The sequence below is a fragment of the Winogradskyella sp. SM1960 genome, from assembly GCF_020179375.1.
In the GTDB taxonomy this organism is placed as follows: Bacteria; Bacteroidota; Bacteroidia; order Flavobacteriales; family Flavobacteriaceae; genus Winogradskyella; species Winogradskyella marina.
Genome location: NZ_JAICBG010000004.1, coordinates 14,192 through 40,483, shown reverse-complemented (window position 1 = coordinate 40,483; position 26,292 = coordinate 14,192). Strand labels below are relative to the sequence as shown.

Sequence of the window (26,292 nt, the reverse complement as noted above, 5' to 3'; positions counted from 1 at the left end):
GTGTTAGTTATTAATTGTTAAAATTTAATTTTATTTTCTAGTGCTTCGATAATTTGATTTTTATCATTGATCCAGTGTCCGTTTCTGTACGAGATTATACCATAAACCTTATGGTAAAAGGTGTCTCCGTTTTTAGGAGCTACAGAATTGGGGTCCGGAAAAATATACGTTGGTACACATTCATCATTAACAATAATATGATCTACATCACATGGATCTTCCTTTTCTGCACAAGCTAGAATCAAAAAACTCCCTAAAATAAATACGATTACAATGTATGATTTCACCTTTTAAAATTAAACAATTAAATCAATTTAGCAATTGTTTAGCATGAGCCATAGCAGAATCTGTAATGTCTAAACCTCCAAGCATTTGAGCGATTTCTACAATACGCTCATCTTCTTTTAATTTTTTAAGTTGTGTATGTGTAACATCCTCTGCATCTATTTTAAATACCTTAAAATGTGAATTTCCTTTTGCTGCAATTTGCGGCAAATGGGTAATAGTAAACACTTGCATACTCTGACTCATTTGCTTCATAATTTCTCCCATTTTGTTAGAGATTTCACCAGAAACACCTGTATCTATCTCATCGAACATTATAGAAGGTAACTGAATGTATTCTGCCAAAATAGATTTTATTGCTAACATAATTCGCGATAATTCTCCACCAGAAGCAGATTTTTTAAGCTCATTAAAACTAGAGCCTTTATTCGCCATAAATAAAAACTGTAAGCCATCTTTTCCATTTTTAACAAATTGGTCTAAAGACTCTAATTCCACTTTAAATTTGGCATTTGGCATACCTAATTCTGATAAAAGTGTTTCTAGTTTTGAAACAAACGTCGGAATTATTTTTTTTCTATTCTTATGAATTTTTAAGGCGGTTTGATTTAACTTTTCTATTGCCTTTTCAATCTCTTCCTCTTTATCAATAATACTTTGGTCTAAGCTTTCGGTATTATCAATCTTTAGTTTTAAATCGTTTTTAATTTGTATTAAATCTTCAATTTCTGAAACAGAATGTTTTTGGAACAAATTATTTACAACTTGAAGCGTGTTATTAATACGCTCTAATTCTTGCGGATCTGTGGTTAGATTTTCTTCTAGGTTATCTAATTCTATAAGAATATCATCTAACTCAATTCCTATACTAACCATACGCTCTTTTAAAGATTCATATGGTTTTCCGAAATTTGCGATTTTAGACAGTTCTTGTTTTGTAGCATTAATTTGGTCTACCACACCAAGTTCTTCTGCGTTTAAAATGGCTTTGGTGCTACTTAGTTTCTCACCAATAATCTCAACATTATTTAGTTCTTCGTATTGCGTTTCTAGATCTTCAAGGTTAATCTTTTCTAAATTAACTTCATTTAATTCATTAGATAAAAAGAGATTGTAATCGTACTCTTTTATTAATTCGGCTTTAGACAATTTTAAACTTTCTAAAGCTTTTTGAAGTGTTTTAAATGTCGATAATTCTTTAGAAAAAGTCTCTAAATTTGATTTATTTTCTGCTAAGGCATCAATAACTTTAAACTGGTAATCGTCTTGTGTTAACTGCTGCGTTTGGTGTTGTGAATGAATATCTATAAGATAACCACTCAACGCTACTAAACTCTCTAAGGTTACAGGGGTATCGTTAATAAAGGCTCTAGATTTTCCGGAAGGTAAAATTTCTCTTCTAATAATGGTTTGCACATCATAATCTAAATCTAAGGTTACAAACAGTGATTTTAAATCGTAATTGGCAATATCAAAAATAGCTTCGATTATACATTTTTCGCCTGTATTTTTCACCTGACTTAAATCGGCTCGTTTCCCTAAAACTAACGACAAACCACCTAGTAAGATGGATTTTCCAGCTCCTGTTTCACCAGTAATAATCGTTAAACCATTATTAAATGCAACGTTTAACTCATCGATGAGTGCGTAATTTTTTATGTAAAGAGATGTTAACAAGTGCTTATAATTATGTATTACAAAATTAAGATTTTAAGCCAAGTAGAGCGTCATTATTTTTTGAAATATATTAAAGCAACTAAAGAATGTCTACTTGTAGCATTATTCTTTTAAAAACCAGACAACTGAAAAAAGTCTAATACGTAATAGTCCTCCACTTTTGAGAGTGCATTGGAGCCACTCTGTTTAATATATCTACAGCGTTGGTAATATTAATCTTTGGTCCACCAGAAAGAATATCTAATATTTCATCGGCTTTGGCATCAAAAAACACACGCATTAAAAAAGAGTTTGGTCTAGCTCTGTGCACATTTTGCAAATCATCTAATACAGAAATTATTTGCGCCTTTCCGTTTTTTGTATCTGTATTCATAATATCTAAGGCATCTATGTGATATTTGTACAACGCTAACCTCATGTCTTTAAATGTTGGCGACATTAAATTATCAATTAAAGCAAAGCGCGATTGTAATCCATCTTCTAATTTCCAACCTTGACCATTAAGATGTTGAGAATAGCTAGCGATTGTTTGTGCTTGTTTAAAATACTGATCACCTCCATTAAGCTCAAAAGTATCCGCATCCATTCCTAAAATCATATATACATGAAATGCTAACACGGAAATTAAGTTAGATTCGAACTGGCTTTCGTTAAAAACCAAATTTTGAAATTCTAAATATTCAAAATTAAAATTCCTATCGTTATAATTATACACAGGCGAACTATATGTAGAATTAAAAATAGGCCTAGAAGAAGACACTTGTAGCGATGCTGAAATCATATTATTACTATGCTGAGACACATTAATAACCATACTACAATTAATACGCTCTTGCGGACTAAACGTTTGTCTTGTCCATTCTGTATTATTTACAAACTCAGTAAGTTGCTTTTCTAATGTTCTATATACAACATCATTTTCGTTTCCTGTTTGTTGTGCTATAACATTGACTGTACAGTTTAACTCTTGTGAAAACGATACAGCGGTCAATAAAAAAGCAAGTATAAATAATAGGTTACGCATGAGTTTGTTTTAAAATAAGGTGCATTAAATCTTGAGCAACGTCTGCTTTTGATTTTAATTCATTTTCTATAATATCTTTAGAAGACGTTATAAATGTAACTTTATTTGTTGACACACCAAAACCTGCTCCTTTATCTTGTAAAGAATTTAGCACAATAAGGTCTAAATTCTTAGACTTTAATTTGCCTTTAGCATGTTCTAATTCATTATTAGTTTCTAGTGCAAAACCAACTAAGAACTGATTTTTTTTAATCGCGCCTAACGACTTTAAAATATCTTTCGTTTTTTCTAACTCAATAGTTAACGTCGTTTCTTTCTTTTTTATTTTCTGAGTCGCTACATTCTTAGGTTTATAATCTGAAACTGCAGCAGAAAGAATAGCAATATCTGAAGTATTAAAATGCTTATGAACTTCGGTATACATATCTTCTGCACTGACTACAGATTTTACTGAAATAAAATTACTAGAGACGCTTTGCTGTGTTGGACCCGTAACTAAAATGACCTCAGCTCCTAATTTTGATGCTGCTTTGGCTATTGCAAAACCCATTTTTCCACTAGAGTGATTTCCTATAAAACGTACAGGGTCTATTGCTTCATAGGTTGGGCCAGCAGTAATTAAGACGCGCTTACCTCGCAATGGTAACTGCTCTAAAACATCATTTTGAATAAAAGCTACGATGTCTTCTGGTTCTGCCATTCGACCTTCACCGACTAATCCGCTAGCGAGTTCACCTGTTCCTGCAGGAATCATTTTATTGCCAAATGAGGCTAACTTTTTAAATGACGTTGTGGTAGACTCATGCTTATACATATCTAAATCCATTGCTGGTGCAAAATACACCGGACATTTTGCAGAAAGATAAGTTGCTAAAAGCATGTTGTCGCAAACACCATTTGCCATTTTAGCCATTGTATTGGCAGTGGCTGGAGCAATCACAAAGATATCTGCCCAAAGGCCTAAATCGACATGGTTATTCCATACTTGGTTATCATCTTCCTCGTCAACGAAAGAGGAATATACCGGATTTTTTGATAATGTAGAAAGCGTAAGTGGAGTTATAAACTCTTTAGAAGCAGGCGTCATAACGACTTTAACGTTAGCGCCTGCTTTTATAAATAATCTGACTAAGTTAGCAGATTTATATGCGGCAATACCAGCAGTAATGCCCAATAAAATATTCTTATCCTTTAGAATAGACATCTAAGGCGTTTTGTTTATGGCTGAGGATCCTCAGTATTTCTGTGATAAATCTTATTATCTAACCACTCTTTTACTGCTAAAGCGTGTGGTTTTGGTAATTTTTCGTAAAACTTAGACACTTCAATTTGTTCTTTGTTTTCAAAAATTTCCTCAAGACTATCGTTATAAGTAGCAAACTCTTCTAGTTTGTCTATTAACTCGCGTCTAATGTCGGTATTAATTTGTTCTGCACGTCTAGAAATAACAGAGATTGCTTCATAGATATTATCTGTTGGAGCATCGATTTCGTTTCTGTTGTAAGTTACTGTACTTACTGGTGCGTCTGTCTTTTTTAAATCCATCGTTTAATGTTTAACTTTTAGTAGTAAACGTATTTAATTGTTGTTGTAATTCTTCTTCCATTAAATTAGCTGCTTCCAAATATTCTGAATTTGGATATGCTTTCTTTAAAGCATTATAATATCCTATAGCATCATTTAATCGGTCTTCTTTTAAGTACTCTACACTTAACACAGCTAAGTTGTAAGCTGAATCAAATCTGTAATAAAAAGCATCATTTCTTAAGGTTGCTCCTGGAAACTCAAGTAAAAAATTATTGAACGCTTTTATTGATGCTTTATACTCGTATATTTTGTTGTACTGCTTAGCTATTTCGTAAGCCTTCTTCTCCAATTTAAAGTCTAACTCTTTAACGAGTTGGTTAGCCTCACCTAAATATGATGATTCTGGATACTGGTTTACAAATAATTGTAATTTTTCTATAGCTTCAATCGTTTCTTTCTGTTCTTTAGAATACACTGGAGAGTTAAAATAATAACCTTTAGCCGCTAAAAATGCTGCTTCTTCAGCTTTTTCACTTTGCGGATAAATATCTGTAAATTTATCAAAGTGAAAACTAGCTTCATAATAACTTCCTAACTTATAAGAACACATCGCATGCATAAAGGTTAACTTTTCCGCTTGCGGTTTCCCTCTGTATTTCTGAAGGATTTGATCTAACAGTCTATATGACTTGTTCCACTTTTCAGCTTCAAACAATTCATTCGCCATTTCAAATTTTGCAGCAGTATCTTCGGACTTCAACGTTTTCTGAAAGTCACTACAAGAAACCAATAAGATGCTAATTAATAATATGTAAATTCCTCTTTTCATAATTTTAAACAGAATGCAAAAGTAAGCATTATTAACGGATTTAAAAAACAATTATTATCCGCTAAAATAAAGGTTGTATCAAGGCTGAAAACCTATTTATATAAAGTTTAACTTTTTTCTAAATTTTCTATTTCAGATTTGATAGCTGCTTTTAAGCCATCAGTCGCTTCTACAAGTGGCAAACGCACATGCGATTTTGATATGTTTAAGGTATCTAAAACGGCTTTAACACCTGTTGGATTGTTTTCGGAAAAAATGAGTCTTGTAATAGGCATTAACTTAAAATGAATATCGTAAGCCTCTTTTGCTTTACGTGCAATTCCAAGTCTAATCATTTCTGAAAACGCTTTTGGTAAAGCTTGACCAATTACCGAAATAACACCAGAGCCTCCAGCTAATAAAACACCTAATACTAAATCGTCATCTCCAGATAGTACTAAAAAATCTTTTGGCTTAGAACGCAATAATTCTAAATACTGATGCACATTGTTTCCGGCTTCTTTAACCGCAACAATGTTTGCAAAGTCTCTAGCTAATCGCAATGTCGTCTCTGGAGTCATATTTGTAGCTGTTCTCCCTGGAACATTGTATAAAATAATTGGCTTTGGAGACACTTCAGAAACAGCTTTAAAGTGCTGATAAATGCCTTCTTGTGTCGGTTTACTATAATAAGGACATACCGACAATATACCGTCGATGGCAGAGAGATCAGTTGCTTTAATTTCAGCTACAACATTTGTAGTGTTATTACCTCCTATACCTAAAACTAAAGGAATTCTACCATTATTTATTTTAACTATAAAGTTTATTAACTGCTTCTTCTCTTCTGGTGTAACTGTAGCGCTTTCACCAGTTGTACCACTGATCACTAAGTAATCGGTGCCATTGGCAATATTATACTCCACCAAACGCTCTAAAGCATCAAAATCAATGGTTAAATCTGCGTTAAAAGGTGTAATTAATGCAACACCAGTTCCTATAAATTTGGTCATTATAATTTATTTAAAATATTTAAGTATTTTTTTAATTCTTGTTTAAAAATATTGATATCCTTTAAACTTACATCGATTATTAAATCGTAAAAACGTTCATCAATTCTAGATATTCCAACTTTAAATTTTGCTTTAGAAGCTGCAGCCATCATATTTAATTGTAAAACCTCGTTTTTATAAAAACAAATCAACATATCATAAGGTTCATCTATAAAAGCTTGTAAATCCTGGTTTTTTATAGTGCCTTTCCACCCAAAGTCTTTTGGACTGAAATGCGTATTCCATTTATTATGTTCTAATTTATCGTCTAAGGTAAATGCTACTATTTTATGTTTTGGAGATGTTAAATTTAACTCTTTAAAATACACTCTAAACACTTCAAATTCATGAAATTCACTAGCATTTAAAAGCACCGCTACAGTTTTTATTTTATCATTATTAACGGCAGCCTGACGTGTTGCCAGTAAATTATTGACATATTTTCGATTAGATTTTTCTTTAAATGCTTTTAAAATCATTTACCTTTAGCCTTTGTGCAAATTTAATAAAAGCACTCACATTTTATTATAAACTTCTTATAAGTTATTCAATGACTATTAAACATATTTTAAAACTCTGTTTATTGTTGCTCATTTTTTCTTGTGCATCAACTCACATTTCTAAAATCGAAGGCAAACGAATAGATATCAATGACAGCTTAGCAACCAGTCAAAAGATTGAAGATTTTATTTCTCCATATAGGACACATATCAATAAAAATATGGATAGTATAATTTCTTATGCTCCAAAAACCTATTCAAAAATGGATGGAGATTTAAATACAGCTATCGGTAATTTAATGGCAGATGCTGTATTTAGCGAATCAAATCCTGTATTTAATAAACGAACTCAAAAAAACATTGATTTTACACTACTCAATCATGGTGGTATTCGATCTATTATTTCAAAAGGAGATGTGACCATTAGATCTGCTTTTGGAGTAATGCCTTTTGAAAACTCTGTTGTAGTTGTGGCTATAAAAGGAACTCAGGTTAATGAAATGATGGAGTATCTCTCTAAAGCAAAACGCGCACATCCTATTTCTCATCAATTACAATTGACTTTAGATAAAAATTCTGCTGTTAGTTCAGCAAAGGTGCATGGAGAACCTATTGACGTTAATAGAACGTACTATATTGCAACCAACGACTACCTTTATAATGGTGGTGATGGAATGACGTTTTTTCATCCCAACGAAGGAAAGTATGTTTTAAATTATAAAATTAGAGATGTATTAATTGATAATTTTAAAAAGAAGGACACCTTAAACCCTAAAATCGATCAACGTTTTATAAAATTAGAAGATTAAACTATGAAAAGAAGACATTTTATACAAAAATCTACAGCCGCAACCGTTTTAGCTAGTGTTGGCGGTCTTGGTTTGCAATCTTTTAGTCCTGCTAAATCGAAAAAAATCACCATTCTTCATACAAATGATGTGCATAGCCATATTGATCCCTTTGGACCAGAAGACGGAAGAAACGCCAACAAAGGTGGTGTTGCTAGACGCGCCTCTTTAATTGAATCTATTAGACAAGAAAACCCAAACACCTTATTATTAGACGCCGGAGATATCTTTCAAGGCACACCATATTTTAATTATTATGGAGGTGAATTAGAATTTAAGCTAATGAGTATGCTAAAGTATGATGTAGCTACTATTGGTAATCACGATTTTGATAATGGTATTGATGGATTGTATGCACAGATTCCGCATGCAAAGTTTGAGTTTGTTTCCGCTAACTATGATTTTTCTAATACAGTTATGGATACACATGTAAACCCTTACAAAATCATTGTTAGGGATGGCATTAAAATCGGCATTTTTGGATTGGGAATTCAATTAGACGGTTTAGTTAACAAGGACATGTATAAGGAAACTGTTTACCATGATCCTATTGAGATTGCACAAGACATGTCTCGTATTTTAAAAGAAGAGCAGTCTTGTGATTTGGTCATCTGTTTATCTCATATTGGTTATTACTACAAAAATAATCCTGATAAAGTGAGCGATATTAACGTAGCGAGAGCGACTAAGGATATTGACTTAATTATTGGTGGACATACACATACATTTTTACCGAAACCGACTATTGAAAAAAATAGTGTTGGTAAAAACGTTCTAGTAAACCAAGTTGGATGCTTTGGTTTATATCTTGGTAAAGTTGATTTTTATTTTGAATCCGGAAAAAATGTCACCTCTGAAGGAGCTTCAATTGTAGTGTAAAAGTCTATTAATTTAGAATTACACATCTAAAGGATTGTCTGTATAAATAGGAATTGGCTCACTTACTTTGTGTTGTGATTGCAGGTAGTAGAAGATAAATGCAACTACTAAAAAGGAAGAATAAATATAACCTAAATTGGCATCATCACTCAAAATATAGTAATACGCTAACTGAATAATCTCCGAAAACACTATAAAAATTGAGCCTAATAAAAATAGCATAGATTTATAATTATTTCGATACATATAATTAATAAGTGCAACTGAGAGTAATATCATTACAACAGCATTATAAGTAAACTCTAAGGCATATTCGTAATAAGTAAACGCACTTTCTGTTGTACTAGATATTAACGTCACACAAAAAATATCTAAAACAAAAAGTATTATTATTGGCACAGTTAATTGCGAAAAAACTGTTTTTAACTTTAAGTAAATACACATTTTAACAATAAGCAATGCATATGAAATAATACTAAGAATATTTGCTAAATAATACAAGTAATCGATATGCCCTTCTCTAAGTTCTTCACGGTACCAACCTAATAAACTTAATAATTGAGCAATGGTAAAAACTACTAAAAACAATGAGAATAACTTAGATTTGTGTTTAGTCCAACCCAAATAAAGCCATGTAAGTAAAACAAAAGCCGCAGCACTTACAATATCACCTTCTTGTTCTAAAGCAAACCCTTGAAGTATAATGTAACTTGCTCCTAAAAGCAATAATACGACCTTTAAAATTTTATTTACTAACATTAATTTATCCCTTAATTAACATCAGCAAATATAAACAATTATTTTACATTTCAACGCACATTTAATGCATTTCATCGAATTAACAATGTGTTTATTGTAGGAATTTACTTCATTTTTTCTAAAAACGCTACTTCTGTTAGGATTTCAATATTCAAATTTTCTGCTTTTGTTCGTTTACTTGGCCCCATTTTATCACCTGCCACAACATAAGAAGTTTTAGACGAGATAGATGACGACACCTTCCCTCCATTATCTTCTATAAGTTTCTTAAGTTCGTTCCTAGATATGTTTTCAAAAACACCTGAAACAACAATAGATTGCCCTTTTAGTTTTTCAGTTTGATTGGCTAATTTTTCTGCTGAGATTTCTAACTGAACTCCATACTGCTTTAAACGTTCTATAGTTTGCTTATTTTCTTCTGAAGAGAAAAAATCAACCACACTTTCTGCAATACGCTCTCCTATTTCGTCTACGGTTACCAAATCTAAAAGTGAAGCATACATTAGGGCATCAATAGATTTATAATGCTTTGCCAGTTTTTTAGCCACAGTTTCTCCGACATAGCGTATGCCCAAACCAAATAAAACACGTTCAAACGGTACCTGTTTAGACAACTCAATACCATTGATCATATTCTCCGCACTTTTTGCAGCCATACGTTCTAACGGAATTACTTGCTCAACGGTTAATTCATATAAATCTGAATAATTATTAATTAAACCTTCCTTAACTAACATCGCAACAGTTTCACCACCCAAACCATCAATATCCATAGCTTTTCGCGATATATAATGTTGAATTCTACCAACCACTTGAGGTGGACACGCTGAATCATTTGGACAGTAGTGCTTTGCTTCACCCTCTAATCTTACCAGTTCGGTGTTACATTCTGGACACAGTGTAATATATTGTGTTGGCTGGGAGTTTTCTGGACGCTTCGTTAAATCAACCGCAATAATCTTAGGAATAATCTCTCCCCCTTTTTCTACAAACACCTCATCACCTTCTCTAATATCTAACTTTTCTATTTGATCTGCGTTATGTAACGAGGCTCGTTTTACAATAGTTCCTGCCAATTGCACAGGTTCTAAATTGGCAACTGGTGTAATGGCACCTGTTCTTCCAACCTGATATGTAATTTTGTTTAACCGTGTAGAAACTTGCTCGGCTTTAAACTTATAAGCCATAGCCCAACGCGGTGCTTTTGAGGTAAACCCTAATTCGTCTTGTTGGTATAGATTATTCACCTTAACCACTACTCCATCAATTTCGTACGGCAAATTGTGTCTGTGCTCGTCCCAATAATTAATATAGTCTAAAACCTCATCTATAGAATGTACCAGTTTTGCTTCTTGTGGCACTTTAAATCCCCAAGCTCTGGCTTTTTCTAAGCCTTCAAACTGAGATGAAATATTAAGATTGTTCCCTACGATACTATATAATAAACATTCCAATGGTCGTTTAGCAACCTCAGAGCTGTTTTGTAATTTTAAACTTCCTGAAGCTGTATTTCTTGGGTTTTTATAAGGTTCCTCTTCATTTGCAATGCGTTCTTCATTCATTTTTAAGAAACCTTCTATTGGTAAGACTATTTCTCCTCTAATATCAAAACGGTCTGGAAAATCTCCTTTTAATTGCAATGGAACTGTTTTAATGGTTTTAATATTTGCTGTAACCTCATCGCCTTGCACACCATCTCCTCGTGTTACTGCTCGTAACAATTTACCATTTTCATAGGTTAAACTTATGGAAGCACCATCGTATTTTAACTCACAGGTATAACTTACATCACCATCAACCATTTTTTTAACTCGGGTTTCCCAATCCTGTAAGTCTTCTTTTGAATACGAATTATCCAAAGAATACATTCTTAAGTCGTGAACCGTTGTTTTAAAATTCTTTGTGATTGCTCCTCCAACGCGTTGCGTTGGCGAATTGGCATCGAAAAACTCTGGGTGCGCTTCTTCTAGAGCTTGAAGTTCTTTTAATTTTATATCAAAATCGTAATCACTGATTGTTGCGTCATCTAAAATGTAATAATTGTAGTTGTGCTGACGTAGTTCTTCTCTGAGGGCTTCTATTTTTTGTTTTATGTTCATTTTTAAGGGATGTAAATAATACGTTTTATATTTAATACTTCATCAATAAGGAAAGTAACTCTGTATCCTAAATAACCATCACTATTACTCATAACAATGATAATTTCTTTATCATAATAATAGGCTTCTATTAAATCTAAATTAGGCTCATACAAATCTTCATAGTAACGTTTGTCGATTTCAACATATTTGTTACTTAAGTGTAAATTTATTTTGGAAATATAGGTACTCGGAACATCTTCTACTCCAATAACATCGTGGTTATCAATTTGAATAATATTTAAACTATCAGTATCGTATGTGAGTTTTGCCTTAGATGTATCAAACTGAGATTTATGAATTACAACTTCAATATTTTTAGTATACAGACTAATAGAGTCCGAATTAATTCTTTTCGTAAATGGATCATAATCGAAAGTGTAATTTAAATGCGTATCACTTTCTAAAAAATCTAAACCAACAATAGTGTCTTTTACTATTTCTGCATTAGAAAGTTTTATATGATAGTATCTTTCTTCTAATTTTTGAAGTTTCAACTTGACTAACTCGTCTTCTCTATCAATAGTAGGAAGTGTATCTATTTCAATTTTATCTTTAACAGTAAGAACTGATTCTTTTTCTTCTTTACAAGAAAAGCAAACCACAATCATAAAAAACAATGTTAAAGTTCTCATTCTATTTCTTTTTTAATTCAAATCCTTCACCAATCAGACAATTCAAAATCCACTATAATCAATAACGATTTTATTTTTTTAAGGAAGTATAATCTAAATTCTTCGATTATTAAACCCCTAAGATTTTAAAAAATCTCTAGGACTTTACACCCTTTCAACATCCTATCATTCCCGTTCAAATCCTTTAATAATTCAACCTTTTTAAATTGAGCATCAACTAATAGTTGTTTTGTTTCTTCACCGAGATATTGGTTAATTTCAAAATAAAGCTGTCCGTTTGGTTTTAATTTTTCAATAGCAAAATTGGTAGTCGCTTTATAAAACAACAACGGATTATCATCTTCTACAAATAAGGCCAAATGTGGTTCGTTATCTAAGACATTGGGCAAAATCTCTCGTTTTTCCAATTCGCGTATGTAAGGTGGATTAGAAACGATGATATCAAAAGTGGATTCCGCATCAAGTGCGGAATGACAAGTCTCATCTAAAATACTAGCTTCAATAAAATTGATTTTAACGTTATTTAGGTCTGCGTTTTGTTTCGCTATTTTTAAAGCGTCTTTGCTAACATCTAAAGCATAAATCTTAGCGTTTGGAACATTTTTAGCCAGAGAAATCGCAATACAACCAGATCCTGTTCCGATATCTAAAATGGTAATTGGTTTGGTTTTTGGATCTTGATTTTTGACATTTTGAAGAATGAGAGCTACGAGTTCTTCAGTTTCTGGTCGTGGAATCAATACATTTTCATTCACTTTAAAGGGTAATCCAAAAAATTCGGTTTCGCCTAGTAAATACTGAATGGGTTTTTGTTGTTTTAGGTGTTCTAAAGCTTTAAAAAAGGTATCCGTTTCAGGCTTTGTAATGGCTAACTCTGGTTCTAAGGTCAACTGAATTCTTGGCACATTCAAATAATGTTCTGTGCACAAATAGAAAAAACTATCTACTTCGTGTTTACCGTAAATAGCATCTAATTCGATATGAAATATATTCTGAAGCTCTTTTAAAACCATGACTTACAAATCTTTTAGCATCCAAACAGTGCATGAATAATGTCCTGTGTTTCCCATTGGCTTCTCTAAACTTTTAAAGCCTACTTTTCTATAAAGTTTACGAGCATCAGTCATATAAGGTAATGTTTCTAAATAACACTGTTTAAATCCAGCTTGCTTAGCAAACTCCAGGCATGTTTTCATCATTTCAGCTCCCAAACCTTTTCCTCGAGCTTCTGACATAAAATACATTTTTTGAAGTTCGCAAACTTTGCCTTCATGGTTATCTAATGGTGAAATTCCTGCACCTCCAATGATATCATTACCGTTTTCAACTACAAAATATGCTTTTTTCTTATCGCTATAGGTTTCCGTCATGCAATCGAGTGCTGCGTCTTCATAGGCTGTACCAACTTTTGGCGCACCCATTTCTATTAAAACTTCCCGTATGGCTTTCGCTATTTTAGGGTTGTCTTTAACTTCAATTTCTCGAATAACAATAGTATCTTTACGCACTTAATTATCTTTTTTTTTAGCAAAACCAAAAATACGTATAAAAACAATTTTATGTTTAAAAGACTCTTAATGTTTTTCCTAACTTTTACACTACTTTTCAACTGTTCTTTTACCAAAAAGCCAGAGTTTGTAAGATTAGAGAATTTTAAAGTTATAGACTCTAATTCAAAACACGTAATCATAAAAACAGAAGCATTATTTTTAAATAAAAATGATGTTGGTGGCACTTTAAAAACAGATGATCTTAAGGTGTTTATTAATGATTTAGAGTTAGCTTCTGTAGTATCAGATGAGTTTGACGTTCCTAAACGAGAGAGGTTCACTATTCCATTGACCGTTAAAGTTGCAACTGAGAGCCTTGTAAATGACAAGAATCTTGGAAGTCTTTTAGGAAGTTTAATTTCGCAAAGCCTAAAAGTGCATATCAAAGGAGATATAAAATATAAGATTATGGGATATTCCTCAACATATTCTGTAGATGAAATTCAAGATGTAAAAATTAAGTTCTAATTGAACACTCACGAAATCTACATATCACGCTGTTTGCAAATTGCCAAAAACGGATTGGGAACTACAAGACCAAATCCTATGGTTGGTGCTGTAATCGTTTATAACGATAGTATTATTGGCGAAGGGTTTACAAGCAAATATGGTGGTCACCATGCGGAAGTCAATGCAATAAATTCTGTAAAAGACAAGTCTCTTTTAACCAAAAGCACACTTTATGTAACGCTAGAGCCTTGTAGTCATTATGGAAAAACACCTCCTTGTAGCGATTTAATTGTTACACACAACATCCCAAATGTAGTTATTGGTTGTGTTGATGATAATCCGGAAGTAGCAGGAAAAGGCATTGCTAAACTAAAAGCTTCTGGCTGTAATGTTACTGTTGGAGTTCTGGAAGCAGAATGCAAAGCACATCACAAACGGTTTTTCACATTTCACAATAAAAAACGTCCTTATATTATATTAAAATGGGCAGAAACTAGTGATGGTTTTATCGCTCCTATGACTAAGAACAAAAAAGAACCCGTTTGGATTACGAATACATATTCGCGTCAATTGGTACATAAATGGCGTGCTGAAGAACAGGCTATATTGGTTGGAACCAATACAGTAATTGAAGACAATCCGAGTTTAACGGTTAGAGATTGGGCTGGTACGCATCCGATTAGAGTCGTTTTAGATAAGCGTTCGAAGTTAGATTCTACCTATGCTGTATTTAATGATGAGGCTAAAACCATTAGAGTTACAAATAAAAACATCGATTTTGAAAACCCGGTAGCAATTCAAATTATCGATTTATTATATCAACAAAACATTAATTCTATAATTATTGAAGGTGGTGCAAAAACGCTTCAAACCTTTATTAATGAAAACCTATGGGACGAAGCAAGGGTTTTTATTGGTAATTCTGAATTTGAGAACGGTACAAAAGCACCAAAATTGAAAGGCCAATTAATTTCGGAATATGAGATTTTAGATGATAAACTAAAAATTTTCAAACCTATACAATAGATTTATCAGGTCTTAATAGCATATAAAGAATAGATAAACTTAATAAGTACAAAACTCACCTGTTCAATAGACAGGTACTCAACGTAACAAACGGCAAATGATTAAAACATTAATTTTCGATTTTGGTGATGTATTTATCAACTTAGATAAAAAAGGTGCCATGCAAAATGCTTTAGACGTTTTTAATCTAGAGACTTTTGAAGAGGATATGATAACTACCAATGAACACTATGAAGTTGGAAAAATTTCGACTGTAGAGTTTCTAGAGTTTTATAAAACTAAGTTTTCAACAATTAATGAAACCAAACTTATTGACACTTGGAACTATATTATAAAAGACTTCCCTCTGCATCGGTTAGAGTTTATTAAAAAGTTAGCAAATCAAAACGACTATAATCTCATTTTGTTGAGCAATACGAACGATATGCATATTGATTTTGTAAAAGAAACAGTCCCTTTTTTTGATGAATTTAAAAATTGTTTTGATGCCTTTTACTTATCGCAAGAAATTAACCTAAGAAAACCAAATACAGCTATTTTTGACTTTGTCCTAAAAGAAAATAACCTTACTGCTAGCGACTGTTTATTTGTTGACGATACTAAAGATAACACCGACACAGCTGATGCCATGGGTTTTTACACATGGAATATAGATGAAACCAAAGAAGATGTTGTAACACTCTTTGAAACTAAAAAATTGTTGTTTTGATTTATTTACTGATTAGTATTCTATCGTCTACAGCAATTTTTGTAGTCTTTAAACTCTTTAAAAAATATGAGATTAATATTCTTCAAGGTATTGTTGTTAATTACTTTACAGCTTCAACATTAGGATTTTTACTTTATAAAGGATCAATTTCACCTACAGAAATCATAGCGTCTGGTTGGTTTATTCCTGCAATTGCTCTAGGGTTTCTATTCATTGCTATTTTTAATGTTTTAGGACTAACAGCACAGAAAAATGGTCTTTCAGTAGCTTCTGTGGCTAGCAAAATGAGCGTTATTATTCCCGTTATTTTTGGCATTATTGTATTTAATGAAAGTGTTGGAACTCAGAAAATAATCGGAATCATACTAGCTTTGATTGCTGTATATCTAACCGCTGTAAAACCAAAAGAAAACGTGGTGCTTACGCAATCCATTTATTTACCAATACTATTGTTTTTAGGCTCTGGTATTATTGACACCTCAATAAACTATTTTGCACCAGATGATAAAATCGCACTATTTTCTGCAACAATCTTTACAATGGCAGCAATTATTGGCACCACACTTTTAATAGGAAAACGTATAAAGACTAAAATAAAATTCAACTTTAAAAGCATTCCTTTAGGTATCGCATTGGGTTTAGTAAATTATTGCTCCATTCATTTTTTGCTAATGGCATTGCGCTTAGAAAACACTGAAAGTTCAACCTTATTTACCATTAATCATATTGCGATTCTAGCCCTTTCAACATTAACTGGTCTTATACTATTTAAGGAGAAAATATTTAAGATGAATTGGGTAGGAATTATTTTAGCCTTAATTTCAATAGCCTTAGTAACTTTAGCATAATGGAAGAAGACGTATATAAAACTATAACAAACCCAGGACAAGGTGAATTATTTAAAGACAAGAATAGCAAGTTCTACGGATTCACTTTCCCTGTTACAAATGAAGACCAAATAAAACAACATCTAGACGATTTAAAAAAAGAACATTATGCCGCCAGACATTGGTGTTACGCCTACCAAATAGGTACAGAAAACATTCAATACAGAGCCAATGACGATGGAGAACCTAACAATTCTGCTGGAATGCCCATTTATGGTCAAATTCAATCTTTTGAAGTCACCAATATTTTAATCATAGTTGTTAGATATTATGGAGGTGTAAAACTTGGTGTTGGTGGTTTAATAAATGCATACCGAACAGGAGCGCAATTAGCTTTAGAAGCTTCAAAAATTGTTGAAAAAACAATAAATAAAGAATTTCAGCTCAAATTTGAGTATAAAAACATGAGCAAAGTGATGCGTTTATTGAAAGAAAATGACGTTGAAATTACAAATCAGATTTTAGAACTCGATTGTTTGCTAAAGATATCTGTCAGAAAAAACAACAGCTCTAAAGTATTTGATCTTTTTAGTCAATTTTACGGAGTTGACATCAAAGAATTATAACGAATAATCTTGCAGTTTATCTAAAAGATATTTTGGACAACGCGTAGGTCGGTTCCGTTCCGTATCAATAAATGCCAAAATTGTATTACCGGTAGCCAATAAAACATCAGATTCGTTTCTTAATTCATATTCAAATTCTATAGACGCAGTTGGCATTTTTTTTAATGATGTTTTTACTTTAAGCACATCATCATAACGTGCTGAATTTTTGTAATTTATAGTTAACGAAACCACAGGTAACATTATTCCATCGGCTTCCATTCCGCTGTAACTAAGACCAAATTCTCGTAACCACTCCGTTCTACCAACTTCAAAATACACAGCGTAGTTGCCATGATACACAACTCCCATCTGGTCAGTCTCTCCGTAACGAACTCTTATACTAGTTTCATTATAATTCATATATTAATGGTTTGATTTAGAAAAAATTTTGTAATTTTCAATTGTTTTAAACATGAGGAAAAAAATCTAAATAATCTATCTTATTTGATTTTTTTATTAAGAATTTTGTTCACATATTTGTCCTGTTGAAAACTACTAGAGAATTCCAATTCTCTTTTTTTTTGCTAATATAACTAACAACGAAAAATTTAACTTAACGAATGGAGATCACAGCGCAATCTGTATGGAGTAATTGTCTCGCTTTTATAAAAGATAATATACAACCACAAGCCTATAAAACCTGGTTTGAACCTATAGATGCTGTTAAACTTTCGGGTAATGCATTGAGTATTCAGGTTCCTAGTAAGTTTTTCTACGAGTGGCTAGAAGAACATTATGTGAAAATCTTAAAAGTTTCACTAACAAAAGAACTCGGTGAAGACGCTAAATTGGTGTACGTTATTAAAATGGAAAACACCTATGGCAACAAACAACCATTTACAGAAAAAATCCCAAGTGCTAACAGATCGGCTTTAAAATCGCAAGATGTTGATGTACCATTCAATAATAAAAGTCCTGAATTAAGAAATCCGTTTGTAATTCCTGGTATTAGAAATGTAAAGATAGAATCGCAACTCAACCCAAGTTATAGTTTTGAGAATTTCTTAGAAGGTGACTCTAATCGTTTGGCAAGAAATGCAGGTATTGCTGTTGCTAACAAACCTGGCGGAACATCTTTTAATCCTTTATTAATTTTTGGAGGTGTTGGTTTAGGTAAAACACATTTAGCACATGCTATTGGTGTTGATATTAAAGATAAATATCCTGAAAAAACAGTTTTATATATTTCTGCTGAAAAATTTACGCAACAATATATAGATTCTGTTAAAAAGAACAATAGAAACGATTTTATTCACTTCTATCAAATTATTGATGTTTTAATAATTGACGATGTACAGTTCTTATCTGGTAAAACGGGAACTCAAGATGTTTTCTTCCATATTTTCAATCATTTGCACCAAAACGGAAAGCAAGTTATTTTAACAAGTGACAAAGCTCCTGTAGACATGCAAGATATTGAGCAACGCTTATTATCGCGTTTTAAATGGGGACTTTCTGCAGAGTTACAAACTCCAGATTTTGAAACTAGAGTTTCAATTCTAAAGAATAAACTTTACAGAGATGGTGTTGAAATGCCAGAAGAAATTGTTGATTATGTTGCCAAACACATTAAATCAAATGTTAGGGAGCTTGAAGGTGCAATAATTTCATTAATCGCACAATCTTCGTTCAACAAAAAAGAAATCACAATTAATCTTGCCAAAGATATTGTAGAGAAGTTTGTTAAGAATACTAAGCGCGAAGTTTCTATTGATTACATTCAGAAAGTAGTTTCAGATTATTTCCAAATGGATGTGAACACACTACAGTCTAAAACACGAAAGCGTCATATTGTACAAGCGCGTCAGTTAGCTATGTTTTTCGCTAAGAAATACACTAAAGCGTCTTTAGCGAGTATTGGTTCACAAATAGGACAACGCGACCACGCTACTGTATTACATGCTTGTAAAACTGTAGATAACTTATCTTCAACAGATAAGCAATTCAGAAAGTACGTTGAAGACTTATCTAAAAAATTAGCACTTTAATTACACTTTTTTATGACTCGAATTTTAATGGTGTGTTTAGGTAATATTTGCCGTTCGCCATTAGCTCATGGCATAATGCAATCTAAACTACCAGAAGACCTTTTTTATTTGGATTCTGCAGGTACAGCGGCTTACCATATTGGCAATGCACCAGACAAACGCTCTATTGCTGTTGCTAAACAAAATGGTTTAGATATTAGTGGGCAAAGCGCGAGGCAGTTTAAAGTAACTGATTTTGATGCCTTTGATATCATCTACGCAATGGACCAATCAAACTATTCTAACATCATTAGTTTAGCTAGACATACTGATGATAAGAAAAAAGTGAAGCTATTTCTCGAAGCTAATTCTTCAGTTGAAAATAAGAATATGCCAGATCCATATTACGGCGAACAAGATGGCTTTAAATATGTTTTTAAACTCATTGATGAAACGTGTGATATTTTAGTTAAAGAACTAATTCACTAATACTTAACATTTTCAAATCTAATTAAAGGTCTTTTTTTTGTAAATTAGTAACTTAACCATTCATATAAATTGTGAGACCGACCATTACACTTTTCTTTATCGTATTTTTTTTCTTTGCGTACTCTAATGCTCAAGAGCTAGAATTAGAACTCATAGCATCTAATTTAGTAGATCCTTTAGGTATTAAACACGCAGGCGATGACCGATTGTTTATTGTTGAACAAAGCGGTGTAATAAAAATTATTGATGCTTCTGGCGAACTACAAGACACGCCTTTCTTAGATATAAATAGTCTCGTAATAGATAGCGGAAACGAAAGAGGACTGCTTGGTTTAGCGTTTCACCCAGACTATGCTGATAATGGGTACTTTTTTGTAAATTATATTAACAACTCTGGAGATACAGTCGTTTCCAGGTTTACGGTAGATGCTTCAAACTCTAATATAGCAGATCCTGATTCCGAATTATTAATACTTTCTTACGAACAACCGTATTCAAATCACAACGGAGGAGATTTAGCTTTTGGTTCTGATGGTTACCTTTATATATCCTCTGGAGACGGAGGTTCTTCTGGTGATCCTCAAAATCGCTCGCAAAACAAAATGAGCTTTTTAGGCAAAATATTAAGATTAGATATTGACACAACAACCGAAACTGAAAACTACGGCATTCCTTCTGATAATCCATTTGCTGAAGGCTCCAGTGCTTTACCTGAAATTTGGGCTTACGGACTAAGAAATCCTTGGAGATTTTCATTCGATCGTCTAAATGGTGATCAATGGATTGCTGATGTTGGCCAAAGTAATTATGAAGAAATTAATAGCGTATCTTCAGAAGATGCTTCAACAGGTGTAAACTATGGTTGGAAATGCTATGAAGGTAACGATTCTTATCAATCATCTGGTTGCCCAGACCAAAGTACTTTTACCTTTCCGGTTAGCGGTTACAGCCACTTTGGTGATGGATCACCTAAATGTTCAATTACTGGTGGTTACAGATATCGGGGCACTACTTACCCCAATTTTTATGGCTGGTACTTCTTTGCAGATCTATGTAGTCAGGAAATTGGATATTTAGTATATGATGAAACGAATGACGTTTGGAACAAAAACTTTCAACAGTTTACAGGACAATGGTCATCATTTGGTGAAGATGTAAATGGCGACATTTATGTGTCAGATCTCGCTGGAGGTCATATTTATAAACTTACTGATACGACCTTAAGTAATCCCGATCATTTATTATCAGAAATAACCATGTACCCAAACCCAACGAAGCATAGCTTTCAAATCAACTTTGGCATTAATGATAATCCAGATATTTTAACTAAAATTTCTGTTTATGATATACAAGGTAAACAAGTAAAAACAATTCATCGTACTGCCGAAAATATTCAAACCGTAAACACCTCAGATTTCTCTAGTGGTATTTATATTTTAAAAATCAATATTGAAAACAAAACGCAAAGTACACATAAACTAGTTATACATTAATGAGCGACACCAAAGGAAAATTATACCTCATACCTACCCGATTAGGTGATAGTCCACCTCTTGAAGTTTTACCAATTTCAATTAAAAAAATAGTTGAGAATCTTGATACATACATTGTTGAAAACGAAAAGACAGCACGTCGTTTTATAAAACGTATTTCACCTGGCAAATCACAACCGTCTTTAAAACTTCAAGTATTAAATAAATACACTACAGAAGAAGAACGAAACACGTTTTTAAATCCATGTTTAAATGGGATTTCAATGGGCTTACTCTCTGAGGCTGGTTGTCCTGCAATTGCAGATCCTGGAGCAGATATTGTAGCTTTAGCGCATCAAATGGATATAAAAGTGGTGCCACTTGTTGGACCTTCGTCTATAGTACTGGCCTTAATGGCTTCAGGAATGAATGGCCAAAGTTTTACATTTAATGGCTATTTACCAATAGATAGAAGTGAACGAAAATCAAAACTAAAGACTTTAGAACGCATATCTTTTGAACAAAATCAAGCTCAAATTTTTATTGAAACACCTTATAGAAATATGAAAATGCTTGAAGATTTAACCGCTACGTTACATCCAAATACAAGACTTTGTGTAGCCTGCGACATAACCTTACCAACAGAGTTTATTAAAACAAAAACGGCTAGTGATTGGAAACACAATAAAGAAGACTTACATAAACGGCCTGCTATATTTATTATTCAAAAGAGCTAATTAAACTGTTGTTGTAAACGTCTCAACCTTAAAGGATTATGTGTCTAACCTGAAGCGCTAAAATCGAAAGTTTAACCAAATAAAAAAATGAGATAATACACATTAAATTCAATGCGATATTATCTCATTTTTTTAGTTACTTCAATAGTTTATAACGTAACTCTAGCTTTTTTATCTGGTGTTATTGTAGACGTATCATAGCCTGAAAATCGTTTCATATAATACCTAACAGAAGATCCATAGGCATCAGACAGGTTATTAACTCCATAGCTACGTAAAAACTTCTTCACGTTTCCAGGGCCTGCTAAATGTGCAGCTGCTAAAATACCAGATTCTGTAATTTTAACACCTGAAATTAGCTTTCCTTCAAAACGCTCAATGTCTTTTCTAAGCACCCATTTGTTACGTTCAGCATTTGCAATAAACGCTTTCTCTTGTAACTCTGGATTGTATAGAAATTGATTTGGTGTATAAATACCTATTAACTTTAAGGTTTCTGCACCAAACTGATACTTTCCTAAATACCCCAAAGTATTTACCGTAAAATAATTTCCTCTAGATTCTTTAAAAGCTAATGCTTCCTTAAACCCTTCAAAAGATTTACCTAAATGTGGTGTAAACAAATTGTGTTTCACAGCATGATCTTGATTGACCATTGCTAAATCTTCAGAAATATTATAGTTGAGTTCTAATCCTTCCGTTGAATACGTCTCAGGATTAAGAGAAGAATCTGGGTACAAGGCTAATGCCATAAGTACACAAATTGAAAAAGGTATTACTATATTCTTAACGCTATCTTTAATCATAACAGCTAAATTTTTACAGTAAAATAGTTCCCCAAAACTATCTCACAAAATTCGCGTGCAAATATACAACATTTTTCCTATTCCTGAAAATCAACCGATTAAGTGTTAATTTTTTAACTTAAAAGTAGATGTGGTGCCATTTTATCCGACCATCGCCATTCAATTCTAACGTTGGAAATGGCAACTTAATAACGTTAAAAACGTCAAATAATGTTTTTAGTAGGTGAGAATTTGTTTTAATTCGGGTTAAATCAATATCTAAACTTAAGTAATATTGACGTGTTCTGTTTTGGTTTAAAAACAAAGGATCATAATCATCACCAGTGAGCATTCCATCTGCTCCATAACCGAAAGCTAGGTTTAACCAATTGGGAATCGATTCGGTTTTTAAAAAGGAATTAATATTAGCACTTAGCCAATAGGTCTGACCATTATAATCTTTTAAGAACTCTTCTGCCAAACCATTACCCAATTTATTTGGTCGCTGCTTTGCAAATTGTGTTCGGTGAAATGAATATTTTAAAATAATACGTTGTTCTTGCCATAGTAATTCTTGTCCTACATGTAGAGCAGTTCCTGCTGCGTTAGCTGCCATATCTGACCAAGAAAATCCCCATTCTTCAGAAAAGCCGTCCATAAATTCAACAGCTGTTAGAAATCCTAATCCTAAAGTTGAACCATATAATAATTGATCCTTTTTACTAACTCCTGCCCAATTTAATGTGTTAGCGCCTAACCTTCCTAATTGATACGATGAAAACACATGCCCCATTTTATCCATTTGCAACCACTCACCACTATCGTTCAAGGTTTTAAAATTAGAACGTGGATAATCGGCATACCATAATTGATTCAGCCCTAATAATGTTGCCGTTGCCAATGACGCTTCAGAAATTACAACGGTATTTCTTCGCGACGTATTAAGTGTATCGCTAGGTTTTAAAAATTGATTGAATTTAGATTGTGAAAAAAGTGAAGCACTTGTAGAAAAGAAAACTAATATATAAACAAACGCTACTTTCAAACCTTATTTATTAATCCCTTGAGAAGACAAATAACGATGATACTCTCTAGCATTATTATTATGTTGACGCAGTGTTTTTGCAAATTTATGATAACCAAGACGTTTAGCATCAGCAGCAAAATAGAGGTAACTATGAGTTTCAGGATTCAAAACAGCTTTTATTGCAGACAAGTCTGGCATTGCTATAAGACCAGGAGGCAAACCTGTATTTTGATATGTATTATAAGGAGAGTTTATATCCTTATGAACATTTAATACACGTCTAATAATAGTATTTTGATATTGCGGTAACTGGTATGCTGCAAATTTTAAAGTTGGATCTGCTTGTAAAGGCATTCCAATGCGTAATCTATTTAGATACACACCTGCAACTCGTGGTTGTTCGTCTGCTTGCTTAGATTCTTCATGTACAATTGAAGCTAAAGTAATGACCTCGTTAGGAGTTAAATTCAATTTCTGAGCTTTTGCTTTTCTGGCGTCTGTCCAAAACCGATTGTATTCTACTAACATTCTATCTCTAAACGTTTCGGCAGATGAATTCCAGAAAAACTCATAGCTATTTGGTAAGTACATGCCTAATGCTGTCGCTTTTGAAAATCCATTTTTAGCTAAAAACGATTCGTCCAACATTACTTTTTCTAAGGTTAAACTATCTGCTTCAATCTGCATACTTATTCTTCCGGCCAAGTCTTTTATACTATGTTGATTGTTAAATGCGATTTTAACAGGCAGGTTTTTACTTCTAATAGAGTTAATAATGTCATTATTACTCATCCCTTTTGAAATAGCAAAACGACCAGCCTTAATATTAGTGTTGTATTTTTTTTGTTTTGCCAAAGCATCAAAGGCCTCTATATCATCTAACAAGGGTTCTAATTGCGATCTTACTTCTGCATACCTCGCATTGGTTGGCACATAAATGAATGCGGTTTCATTCTCGAAATTGGTATTTGGAGAAAACATAGCTCCATATATATAATAAGCAATGGCGCCAAAGACTACTAAACCAATGAGAGCAACTGCCCAAAGAATCTTTTTAATGTACATAGTTAATCGTTAATTCGTTGTAAAATAAATTCGTTGGCATATTGTTCACCATCGAAACTCCAATCTTTTTTTAATCCTATTTTTTGAAAACCATTATTTTGAAACAGCTTTAAACTCGCTAAATTATGTTCAGAAATATTGGCATAGACCTGATGCAAATGCAAGGTTTTAAAACAGTAATTCACTAAAATTTCTAAAGCCTCTTTACCGTAACCTTTATTACGATTGCCTTCATCTTGAATTAGAATTCCAATTCCTGCTCGTTTATTTTTAACATCGAAATCAAACAGATCAATTAAACCAATGGTAGTATCGTTATAATCGCAAATGGCTAACCGAAGTTGTTTCGCTTCAAAAATATCTTGCTGCGCATTTTCGAGGTATTGTTTTATTAAAAATCTTGAATAAGGTGTTTGGGTATCACTTAATTCCCAAAGCGACGTATCATTTTCAATAGTAAAAACAAAATCGAGGTCTTCAGGCTCTAAAGCTCTTAAATATATATGATTTCCTTTAAGACTTACCATTCTATGTCTCCTTTAAAAACTTGTTGAGCTGGTCCTATAAGCCAAATAGTATTATAGCCTTTTGTATCTGAATGAAATGTTACTTTAAGTTCACCACCTTGTGTTTTTAAACGAATAGTTTCGTTTTGTGTTTTTTCACTGTTATGCATGGCTATTGCCACTGCTGTAACTCCCGTACCACAAGATAAAGTTTCATCCTCTACTCCACGCTCATAGGTTCTAACAGCAAAATGATTGTCGGAGATCTGTTCTACAAAATTCACATTACTACCAGCTTCATTGTAAGGTTGACCATATCTAATTCTAGAGCCATTCGATTTAACATCAAATGTATCTATATTTGTAACCAATTCTACATGATGTGGAGAACCTGTATCTAAAAATAAATGGTTTTCAAAAGATTCAATTTCTGAAACATCCTGCATTTCAAGGTGCACTAAACCGTCTTCAATCTTAGCTTTATGAAGGCCATCAATAGCTATAAATTCGGTTTCAGTTTCAATAATATTTAAAAACTGTGCAAACGCCACAATACAACGACCACCATTACCACACATAGTACTTTCGTTGCCATTCGCATTATAATACACCATTCTAAAATCAACATTTTCAGCGTTCTCTAACAGAATAAAACCATCTGCACCTATGCCAAAACGTCGGTCGCAAATTTGCGCAATGCGTTTGGTATTATTTTTGTCTATAGTTTGTAAACGATTATCTACAATTACAAAGTCGTTACCAGTTCCTTGATATTTATAAAATGTCATAGTCTAAATTATGGCACAAATATAAGCATATTAGACTGTATTTTGTGGTGTTAATAGCTCGTTAAATTTGACGTTAAAAAGTCGTTAAATTTAA

At 32.7% G+C, this 26,292-nt stretch carries 30 protein-coding genes; 11 read left to right on the top strand and 19 right to left on the bottom strand.

The genetic code is table 11. The features are described 5' to 3' along the window. Nucleotides 1–17: 17 nt before the first annotated feature. The 8 genes from K1X16_RS10895 to K1X16_RS10860 form a co-directional block, all read right to left on the bottom strand. The gene (locus tag K1X16_RS10895; protein ID WP_195872682.1) at nucleotides 18–287 is read right to left on the bottom strand and encodes a hypothetical protein; all 270 of its coding nucleotides are present in this window, start codon (nucleotides 285–287) and stop codon (nucleotides 18–20) included. 22 nt (nucleotides 288–309) lie between these two features. Beyond that, complete coding sequence (recN, locus tag K1X16_RS10890) at nucleotides 310–1,962, bottom strand: DNA repair protein RecN (protein ID WP_225036177.1); 1,653 nt, start codon at nucleotides 1,960–1,962, stop codon at nucleotides 310–312. Between the two features lie 136 nt (nucleotides 1,963–2,098). Further along, complete coding sequence (locus K1X16_RS10885) at nucleotides 2,099–2,986, bottom strand: DUF4835 family protein (RefSeq protein ID WP_195872680.1); 888 nt, start codon at nucleotides 2,984–2,986, stop codon at nucleotides 2,099–2,101. Further along, nucleotides 2,979–4,190, bottom strand: coding sequence for a bifunctional phosphopantothenoylcysteine decarboxylase/phosphopantothenate--cysteine ligase CoaBC (gene coaBC / locus K1X16_RS10880; protein ID WP_225036176.1), 1,212 nt, complete (start codon nucleotides 4,188–4,190; stop codon nucleotides 2,979–2,981). The genes K1X16_RS10885 and coaBC overlap by 8 nt, the downstream gene beginning before the upstream one ends. Nucleotides 4,191–4,204: 14 nt before the next feature. After that, nucleotides 4,205–4,531, bottom strand: coding sequence for a DNA-directed RNA polymerase subunit omega (locus tag K1X16_RS10875; RefSeq protein WP_179335555.1), 327 nt, complete (start codon nucleotides 4,529–4,531; stop codon nucleotides 4,205–4,207). Nucleotides 4,532–4,541: 10 nt separating this feature from the next. Next, on the bottom strand, nucleotides 4,542–5,342 hold the full coding sequence (locus K1X16_RS10870; protein ID WP_195872678.1) for an outer membrane protein assembly factor BamD: 801 nt from the start codon (nucleotides 5,340–5,342) through the stop codon (nucleotides 4,542–4,544). Between the two features lie 107 nt (nucleotides 5,343–5,449). Beyond that, nucleotides 5,450–6,334 carry a 4-hydroxy-tetrahydrodipicolinate synthase gene (dapA, locus tag K1X16_RS10865; protein WP_225036174.1) on the bottom strand — a complete coding sequence of 295 codons (885 nt, stop codon included), beginning with the start codon at nucleotides 6,332–6,334 and terminating at the stop codon, nucleotides 5,450–5,452. Continuing rightward, nucleotides 6,334–6,852 carry a DUF6913 domain-containing protein gene (locus K1X16_RS10860; protein WP_195872676.1) on the bottom strand — a complete coding sequence of 173 codons (519 nt, stop codon included), beginning with the start codon at nucleotides 6,850–6,852 and terminating at the stop codon, nucleotides 6,334–6,336. Before K1X16_RS10860 ends, dapA begins: the two co-directional genes overlap by 1 nt. A 71-nt stretch (nucleotides 6,853–6,923) precedes the next feature. Between K1X16_RS10860 and K1X16_RS10855 the strand changes: the two genes are divergently transcribed. Next, nucleotides 6,924–7,682: a 5'-nucleotidase C-terminal domain-containing protein gene (locus K1X16_RS10855; RefSeq protein ID WP_225036172.1), complete on the top strand. Its 759-nt coding sequence runs from the start codon at nucleotides 6,924–6,926 to the stop codon at nucleotides 7,680–7,682. Nucleotides 7,683–7,685: 3 nt separating this feature from the next. Next, nucleotides 7,686–8,600, top strand: coding sequence for a bifunctional metallophosphatase/5'-nucleotidase (locus K1X16_RS10850; RefSeq protein ID WP_225036170.1), 915 nt, complete (start codon nucleotides 7,686–7,688; stop codon nucleotides 8,598–8,600). An 18-nt stretch (nucleotides 8,601–8,618) separates the two neighbouring features. Here the strand turns inward: K1X16_RS10850 and K1X16_RS10845 are convergent, their stop codons facing one another. From K1X16_RS10845 to K1X16_RS10825, 5 genes are all read right to left on the bottom strand, one after another. Then, nucleotides 8,619–9,359 (bottom strand): hypothetical protein, encoded by a 741-nt coding sequence (locus tag K1X16_RS10845; protein ID WP_225036168.1) that lies wholly within the window; start codon nucleotides 9,357–9,359, stop codon nucleotides 8,619–8,621. 104 nt (nucleotides 9,360–9,463) lie between these two features. Further along, a complete protein-coding gene (gene ligA / locus K1X16_RS10840) occupies nucleotides 9,464–11,458 on the bottom strand; it encodes an NAD-dependent DNA ligase LigA (RefSeq protein ID WP_225036166.1) in 1,995 nt (664 codons plus the stop codon). A gap of 2 nt (nucleotides 11,459–11,460) precedes the next feature. Beyond that, nucleotides 11,461–12,132 carry a hypothetical protein gene (locus tag K1X16_RS10835; RefSeq protein ID WP_225036164.1) on the bottom strand — a complete coding sequence of 224 codons (672 nt, stop codon included), beginning with the start codon at nucleotides 12,130–12,132 and terminating at the stop codon, nucleotides 11,461–11,463. Nucleotides 12,133–12,257: 125 nt separating this feature from the next. Beyond that, nucleotides 12,258–13,145: a peptide chain release factor N(5)-glutamine methyltransferase gene (gene prmC / locus K1X16_RS10830; protein WP_225036162.1), complete on the bottom strand. Its 888-nt coding sequence runs from the start codon at nucleotides 13,143–13,145 to the stop codon at nucleotides 12,258–12,260. A gap of 3 nt (nucleotides 13,146–13,148) precedes the next feature. Further along, nucleotides 13,149–13,640 carry a GNAT family N-acetyltransferase gene (locus K1X16_RS10825; RefSeq protein WP_225036160.1) on the bottom strand — a complete coding sequence of 164 codons (492 nt, stop codon included), beginning with the start codon at nucleotides 13,638–13,640 and terminating at the stop codon, nucleotides 13,149–13,151. Nucleotides 13,641–13,691: 51 nt separating this feature from the next. Between K1X16_RS10825 and K1X16_RS10820 the strand changes: the two genes are divergently transcribed. The 5 genes from K1X16_RS10820 to K1X16_RS10800 all read left to right on the top strand — a co-directional run bounded on the left by K1X16_RS10820 (nucleotide 13,692) and on the right by K1X16_RS10800 (nucleotide 17,320). Next, nucleotides 13,692–14,150: an LEA type 2 family protein gene (locus K1X16_RS10820; RefSeq protein WP_225036158.1), complete on the top strand. Its 459-nt coding sequence runs from the start codon at nucleotides 13,692–13,694 to the stop codon at nucleotides 14,148–14,150. Further along, entirely contained in the window at nucleotides 14,151–15,158 is a 1,008-nt protein-coding gene (gene ribD / locus K1X16_RS10815; protein WP_225036156.1) for a bifunctional diaminohydroxyphosphoribosylaminopyrimidine deaminase/5-amino-6-(5-phosphoribosylamino)uracil reductase RibD, read from the top strand. 97 nt (nucleotides 15,159–15,255) lie between these two features. Beyond that, nucleotides 15,256–15,867 carry an HAD-IA family hydrolase gene (locus tag K1X16_RS10810; protein ID WP_225036154.1) on the top strand — a complete coding sequence of 204 codons (612 nt, stop codon included), beginning with the start codon at nucleotides 15,256–15,258 and terminating at the stop codon, nucleotides 15,865–15,867. After that, nucleotides 15,864–16,715 carry an EamA/RhaT family transporter gene (locus K1X16_RS10805; RefSeq protein WP_225036153.1) on the top strand — a complete coding sequence of 284 codons (852 nt, stop codon included), beginning with the start codon at nucleotides 15,864–15,866 and terminating at the stop codon, nucleotides 16,713–16,715. Before K1X16_RS10810 ends, K1X16_RS10805 begins: the two co-directional genes overlap by 4 nt. Beyond that, nucleotides 16,715–17,320, top strand: coding sequence for an IMPACT family protein (locus K1X16_RS10800; RefSeq protein WP_225036152.1), 606 nt, complete (start codon nucleotides 16,715–16,717; stop codon nucleotides 17,318–17,320). Before K1X16_RS10805 ends, K1X16_RS10800 begins: the two co-directional genes overlap by 1 nt. On the opposite strand, the gene K1X16_RS10795 is transcribed toward K1X16_RS10800, so the two are convergent. Further along, nucleotides 17,315–17,722, bottom strand: coding sequence for an acyl-CoA thioesterase (locus tag K1X16_RS10795; protein WP_195872663.1), 408 nt, complete (start codon nucleotides 17,720–17,722; stop codon nucleotides 17,315–17,317). The two genes, K1X16_RS10800 and K1X16_RS10795, sit on opposite strands and share 6 nt — an antisense overlap. Nucleotides 17,723–17,922: 200 nt before the next feature. Here K1X16_RS10795 and dnaA point away from each other — a divergent pair, with 200 nt between their 5' ends. The 4 genes from dnaA (at nucleotide 17,923) to K1X16_RS10775 (ending at nucleotide 22,027) form a co-directional block, all read left to right on the top strand. Continuing rightward, nucleotides 17,923–19,350 carry a chromosomal replication initiator protein DnaA gene (dnaA, locus tag K1X16_RS10790; protein WP_195872662.1) on the top strand — a complete coding sequence of 476 codons (1,428 nt, stop codon included), beginning with the start codon at nucleotides 17,923–17,925 and terminating at the stop codon, nucleotides 19,348–19,350. A 12-nt stretch (nucleotides 19,351–19,362) separates the two neighbouring features. Then, nucleotides 19,363–19,818 carry a low molecular weight protein-tyrosine-phosphatase gene (locus K1X16_RS10785; RefSeq protein ID WP_225036151.1) on the top strand — a complete coding sequence of 152 codons (456 nt, stop codon included), beginning with the start codon at nucleotides 19,363–19,365 and terminating at the stop codon, nucleotides 19,816–19,818. A 71-nt stretch (nucleotides 19,819–19,889) separates the two neighbouring features. Continuing rightward, nucleotides 19,890–21,311: a PQQ-dependent sugar dehydrogenase gene (locus K1X16_RS10780; RefSeq protein ID WP_225036150.1), complete on the top strand. Its 1,422-nt coding sequence runs from the start codon at nucleotides 19,890–19,892 to the stop codon at nucleotides 21,309–21,311. Beyond that, complete coding sequence (locus tag K1X16_RS10775; RefSeq protein ID WP_195872660.1) at nucleotides 21,311–22,027, top strand: SAM-dependent methyltransferase; 717 nt, start codon at nucleotides 21,311–21,313, stop codon at nucleotides 22,025–22,027. Before K1X16_RS10780 ends, K1X16_RS10775 begins: the two co-directional genes overlap by 1 nt. A gap of 149 nt (nucleotides 22,028–22,176) precedes the next feature. Here the strand turns inward: K1X16_RS10775 and K1X16_RS10770 are convergent, their stop codons facing one another. From K1X16_RS10770 to dapF, 5 genes are all read right to left on the bottom strand, one after another. Further along, a complete protein-coding gene (locus K1X16_RS10770) occupies nucleotides 22,177–22,833 on the bottom strand; it encodes a peptidoglycan-binding protein LysM (protein ID WP_195872659.1) in 657 nt (218 codons plus the stop codon). 118 nt (nucleotides 22,834–22,951) lie between these two features. After that, on the bottom strand, nucleotides 22,952–23,857 hold the full coding sequence (locus K1X16_RS10765; RefSeq protein ID WP_225036149.1) for a DUF2279 domain-containing protein: 906 nt from the start codon (nucleotides 23,855–23,857) through the stop codon (nucleotides 22,952–22,954). Nucleotides 23,858–23,860: 3 nt separating this feature from the next. Further along, the gene (gene mltG, locus K1X16_RS10760) at nucleotides 23,861–24,904 is read right to left on the bottom strand and encodes an endolytic transglycosylase MltG (RefSeq protein WP_195872657.1); all 1,044 of its coding nucleotides are present in this window, start codon (nucleotides 24,902–24,904) and stop codon (nucleotides 23,861–23,863) included. A 2-nt stretch (nucleotides 24,905–24,906) separates the two neighbouring features. After that, on the bottom strand, nucleotides 24,907–25,431 hold the full coding sequence (locus K1X16_RS10755; RefSeq protein ID WP_195872656.1) for a GNAT family N-acetyltransferase: 525 nt from the start codon (nucleotides 25,429–25,431) through the stop codon (nucleotides 24,907–24,909). Beyond that, nucleotides 25,425–26,198, bottom strand: coding sequence for a diaminopimelate epimerase (gene dapF, locus K1X16_RS10750; protein WP_225036148.1), 774 nt, complete (start codon nucleotides 26,196–26,198; stop codon nucleotides 25,425–25,427). The genes K1X16_RS10755 and dapF overlap by 7 nt, the downstream gene beginning before the upstream one ends. Nucleotides 26,199–26,292: the final 94 nt, after the last annotated feature.

Coding starts and splice junctions, on each gene's coding strand:
- K1X16_RS10885 (WP_195872680.1), bottom strand. CDS start 2,986: ATGCGTAACCTATTATTTATACTTGCTTTTTTATTGACCGCTGTATCG.
- coaBC (WP_225036176.1), bottom strand. CDS start 4,190: ATGTCTATTCTAAAGGATAAGAATATTTTATTGGGCATTACTGCTGGT.
- K1X16_RS10875 (WP_179335555.1), bottom strand. CDS start 4,531: ATGGATTTAAAAAAGACAGACGCACCAGTAAGTACAGTAACTTACAAC.
- K1X16_RS10870 (WP_195872678.1), bottom strand. CDS start 5,342: ATGAAAAGAGGAATTTACATATTATTAATTAGCATCTTATTGGTTTCT.
- dapA (WP_225036174.1), bottom strand. CDS start 6,334: ATGACCAAATTTATAGGAACTGGTGTTGCATTAATTACACCTTTTAAC.
- K1X16_RS10860 (WP_195872676.1), bottom strand. CDS start 6,852: ATGATTTTAAAAGCATTTAAAGAAAAATCTAATCGAAAATATGTCAAT.
- K1X16_RS10855 (WP_225036172.1), top strand. CDS start 6,924: ATGACTATTAAACATATTTTAAAACTCTGTTTATTGTTGCTCATTTTT.
- K1X16_RS10850 (WP_225036170.1), top strand. CDS start 7,686: ATGAAAAGAAGACATTTTATACAAAAATCTACAGCCGCAACCGTTTTA.
- K1X16_RS10845 (WP_225036168.1), bottom strand. CDS start 9,359: ATGTTAGTAAATAAAATTTTAAAGGTCGTATTATTGCTTTTAGGAGCA.
- ligA (WP_225036166.1), bottom strand. CDS start 11,458: ATGAACATAAAACAAAAAATAGAAGCCCTCAGAGAAGAACTACGTCAG.
- K1X16_RS10835 (WP_225036164.1), bottom strand. CDS start 12,132: ATGAGAACTTTAACATTGTTTTTTATGATTGTGGTTTGCTTTTCTTGT.
- prmC (WP_225036162.1), bottom strand. CDS start 13,145: ATGGTTTTAAAAGAGCTTCAGAATATATTTCATATCGAATTAGATGCT.
- K1X16_RS10820 (WP_225036158.1), top strand. CDS start 13,692: ATGTTTAAAAGACTCTTAATGTTTTTCCTAACTTTTACACTACTTTTC.
- K1X16_RS10810 (WP_225036154.1), top strand. CDS start 15,256: ATGATTAAAACATTAATTTTCGATTTTGGTGATGTATTTATCAACTTA.
- K1X16_RS10800 (WP_225036152.1), top strand. CDS start 16,715: ATGGAAGAAGACGTATATAAAACTATAACAAACCCAGGACAAGGTGAA.
- K1X16_RS10795 (WP_195872663.1), bottom strand. CDS start 17,722: ATGAATTATAATGAAACTAGTATAAGAGTTCGTTACGGAGAGACTGAC.
- dnaA (WP_195872662.1), top strand. CDS start 17,923: ATGGAGATCACAGCGCAATCTGTATGGAGTAATTGTCTCGCTTTTATA.
- K1X16_RS10785 (WP_225036151.1), top strand. CDS start 19,363: ATGACTCGAATTTTAATGGTGTGTTTAGGTAATATTTGCCGTTCGCCA.
- K1X16_RS10775 (WP_195872660.1), top strand. CDS start 21,311: ATGAGCGACACCAAAGGAAAATTATACCTCATACCTACCCGATTAGGT.
- K1X16_RS10770 (WP_195872659.1), bottom strand. CDS start 22,833: ATGATTAAAGATAGCGTTAAGAATATAGTAATACCTTTTTCAATTTGT.
- mltG (WP_195872657.1), bottom strand. CDS start 24,904: ATGTACATTAAAAAGATTCTTTGGGCAGTTGCTCTCATTGGTTTAGTA.
- K1X16_RS10755 (WP_195872656.1), bottom strand. CDS start 25,431: ATGGTAAGTCTTAAAGGAAATCATATATATTTAAGAGCTTTAGAGCCT.
- dapF (WP_225036148.1), bottom strand. CDS start 26,198: ATGACATTTTATAAATATCAAGGAACTGGTAACGACTTTGTAATTGTA.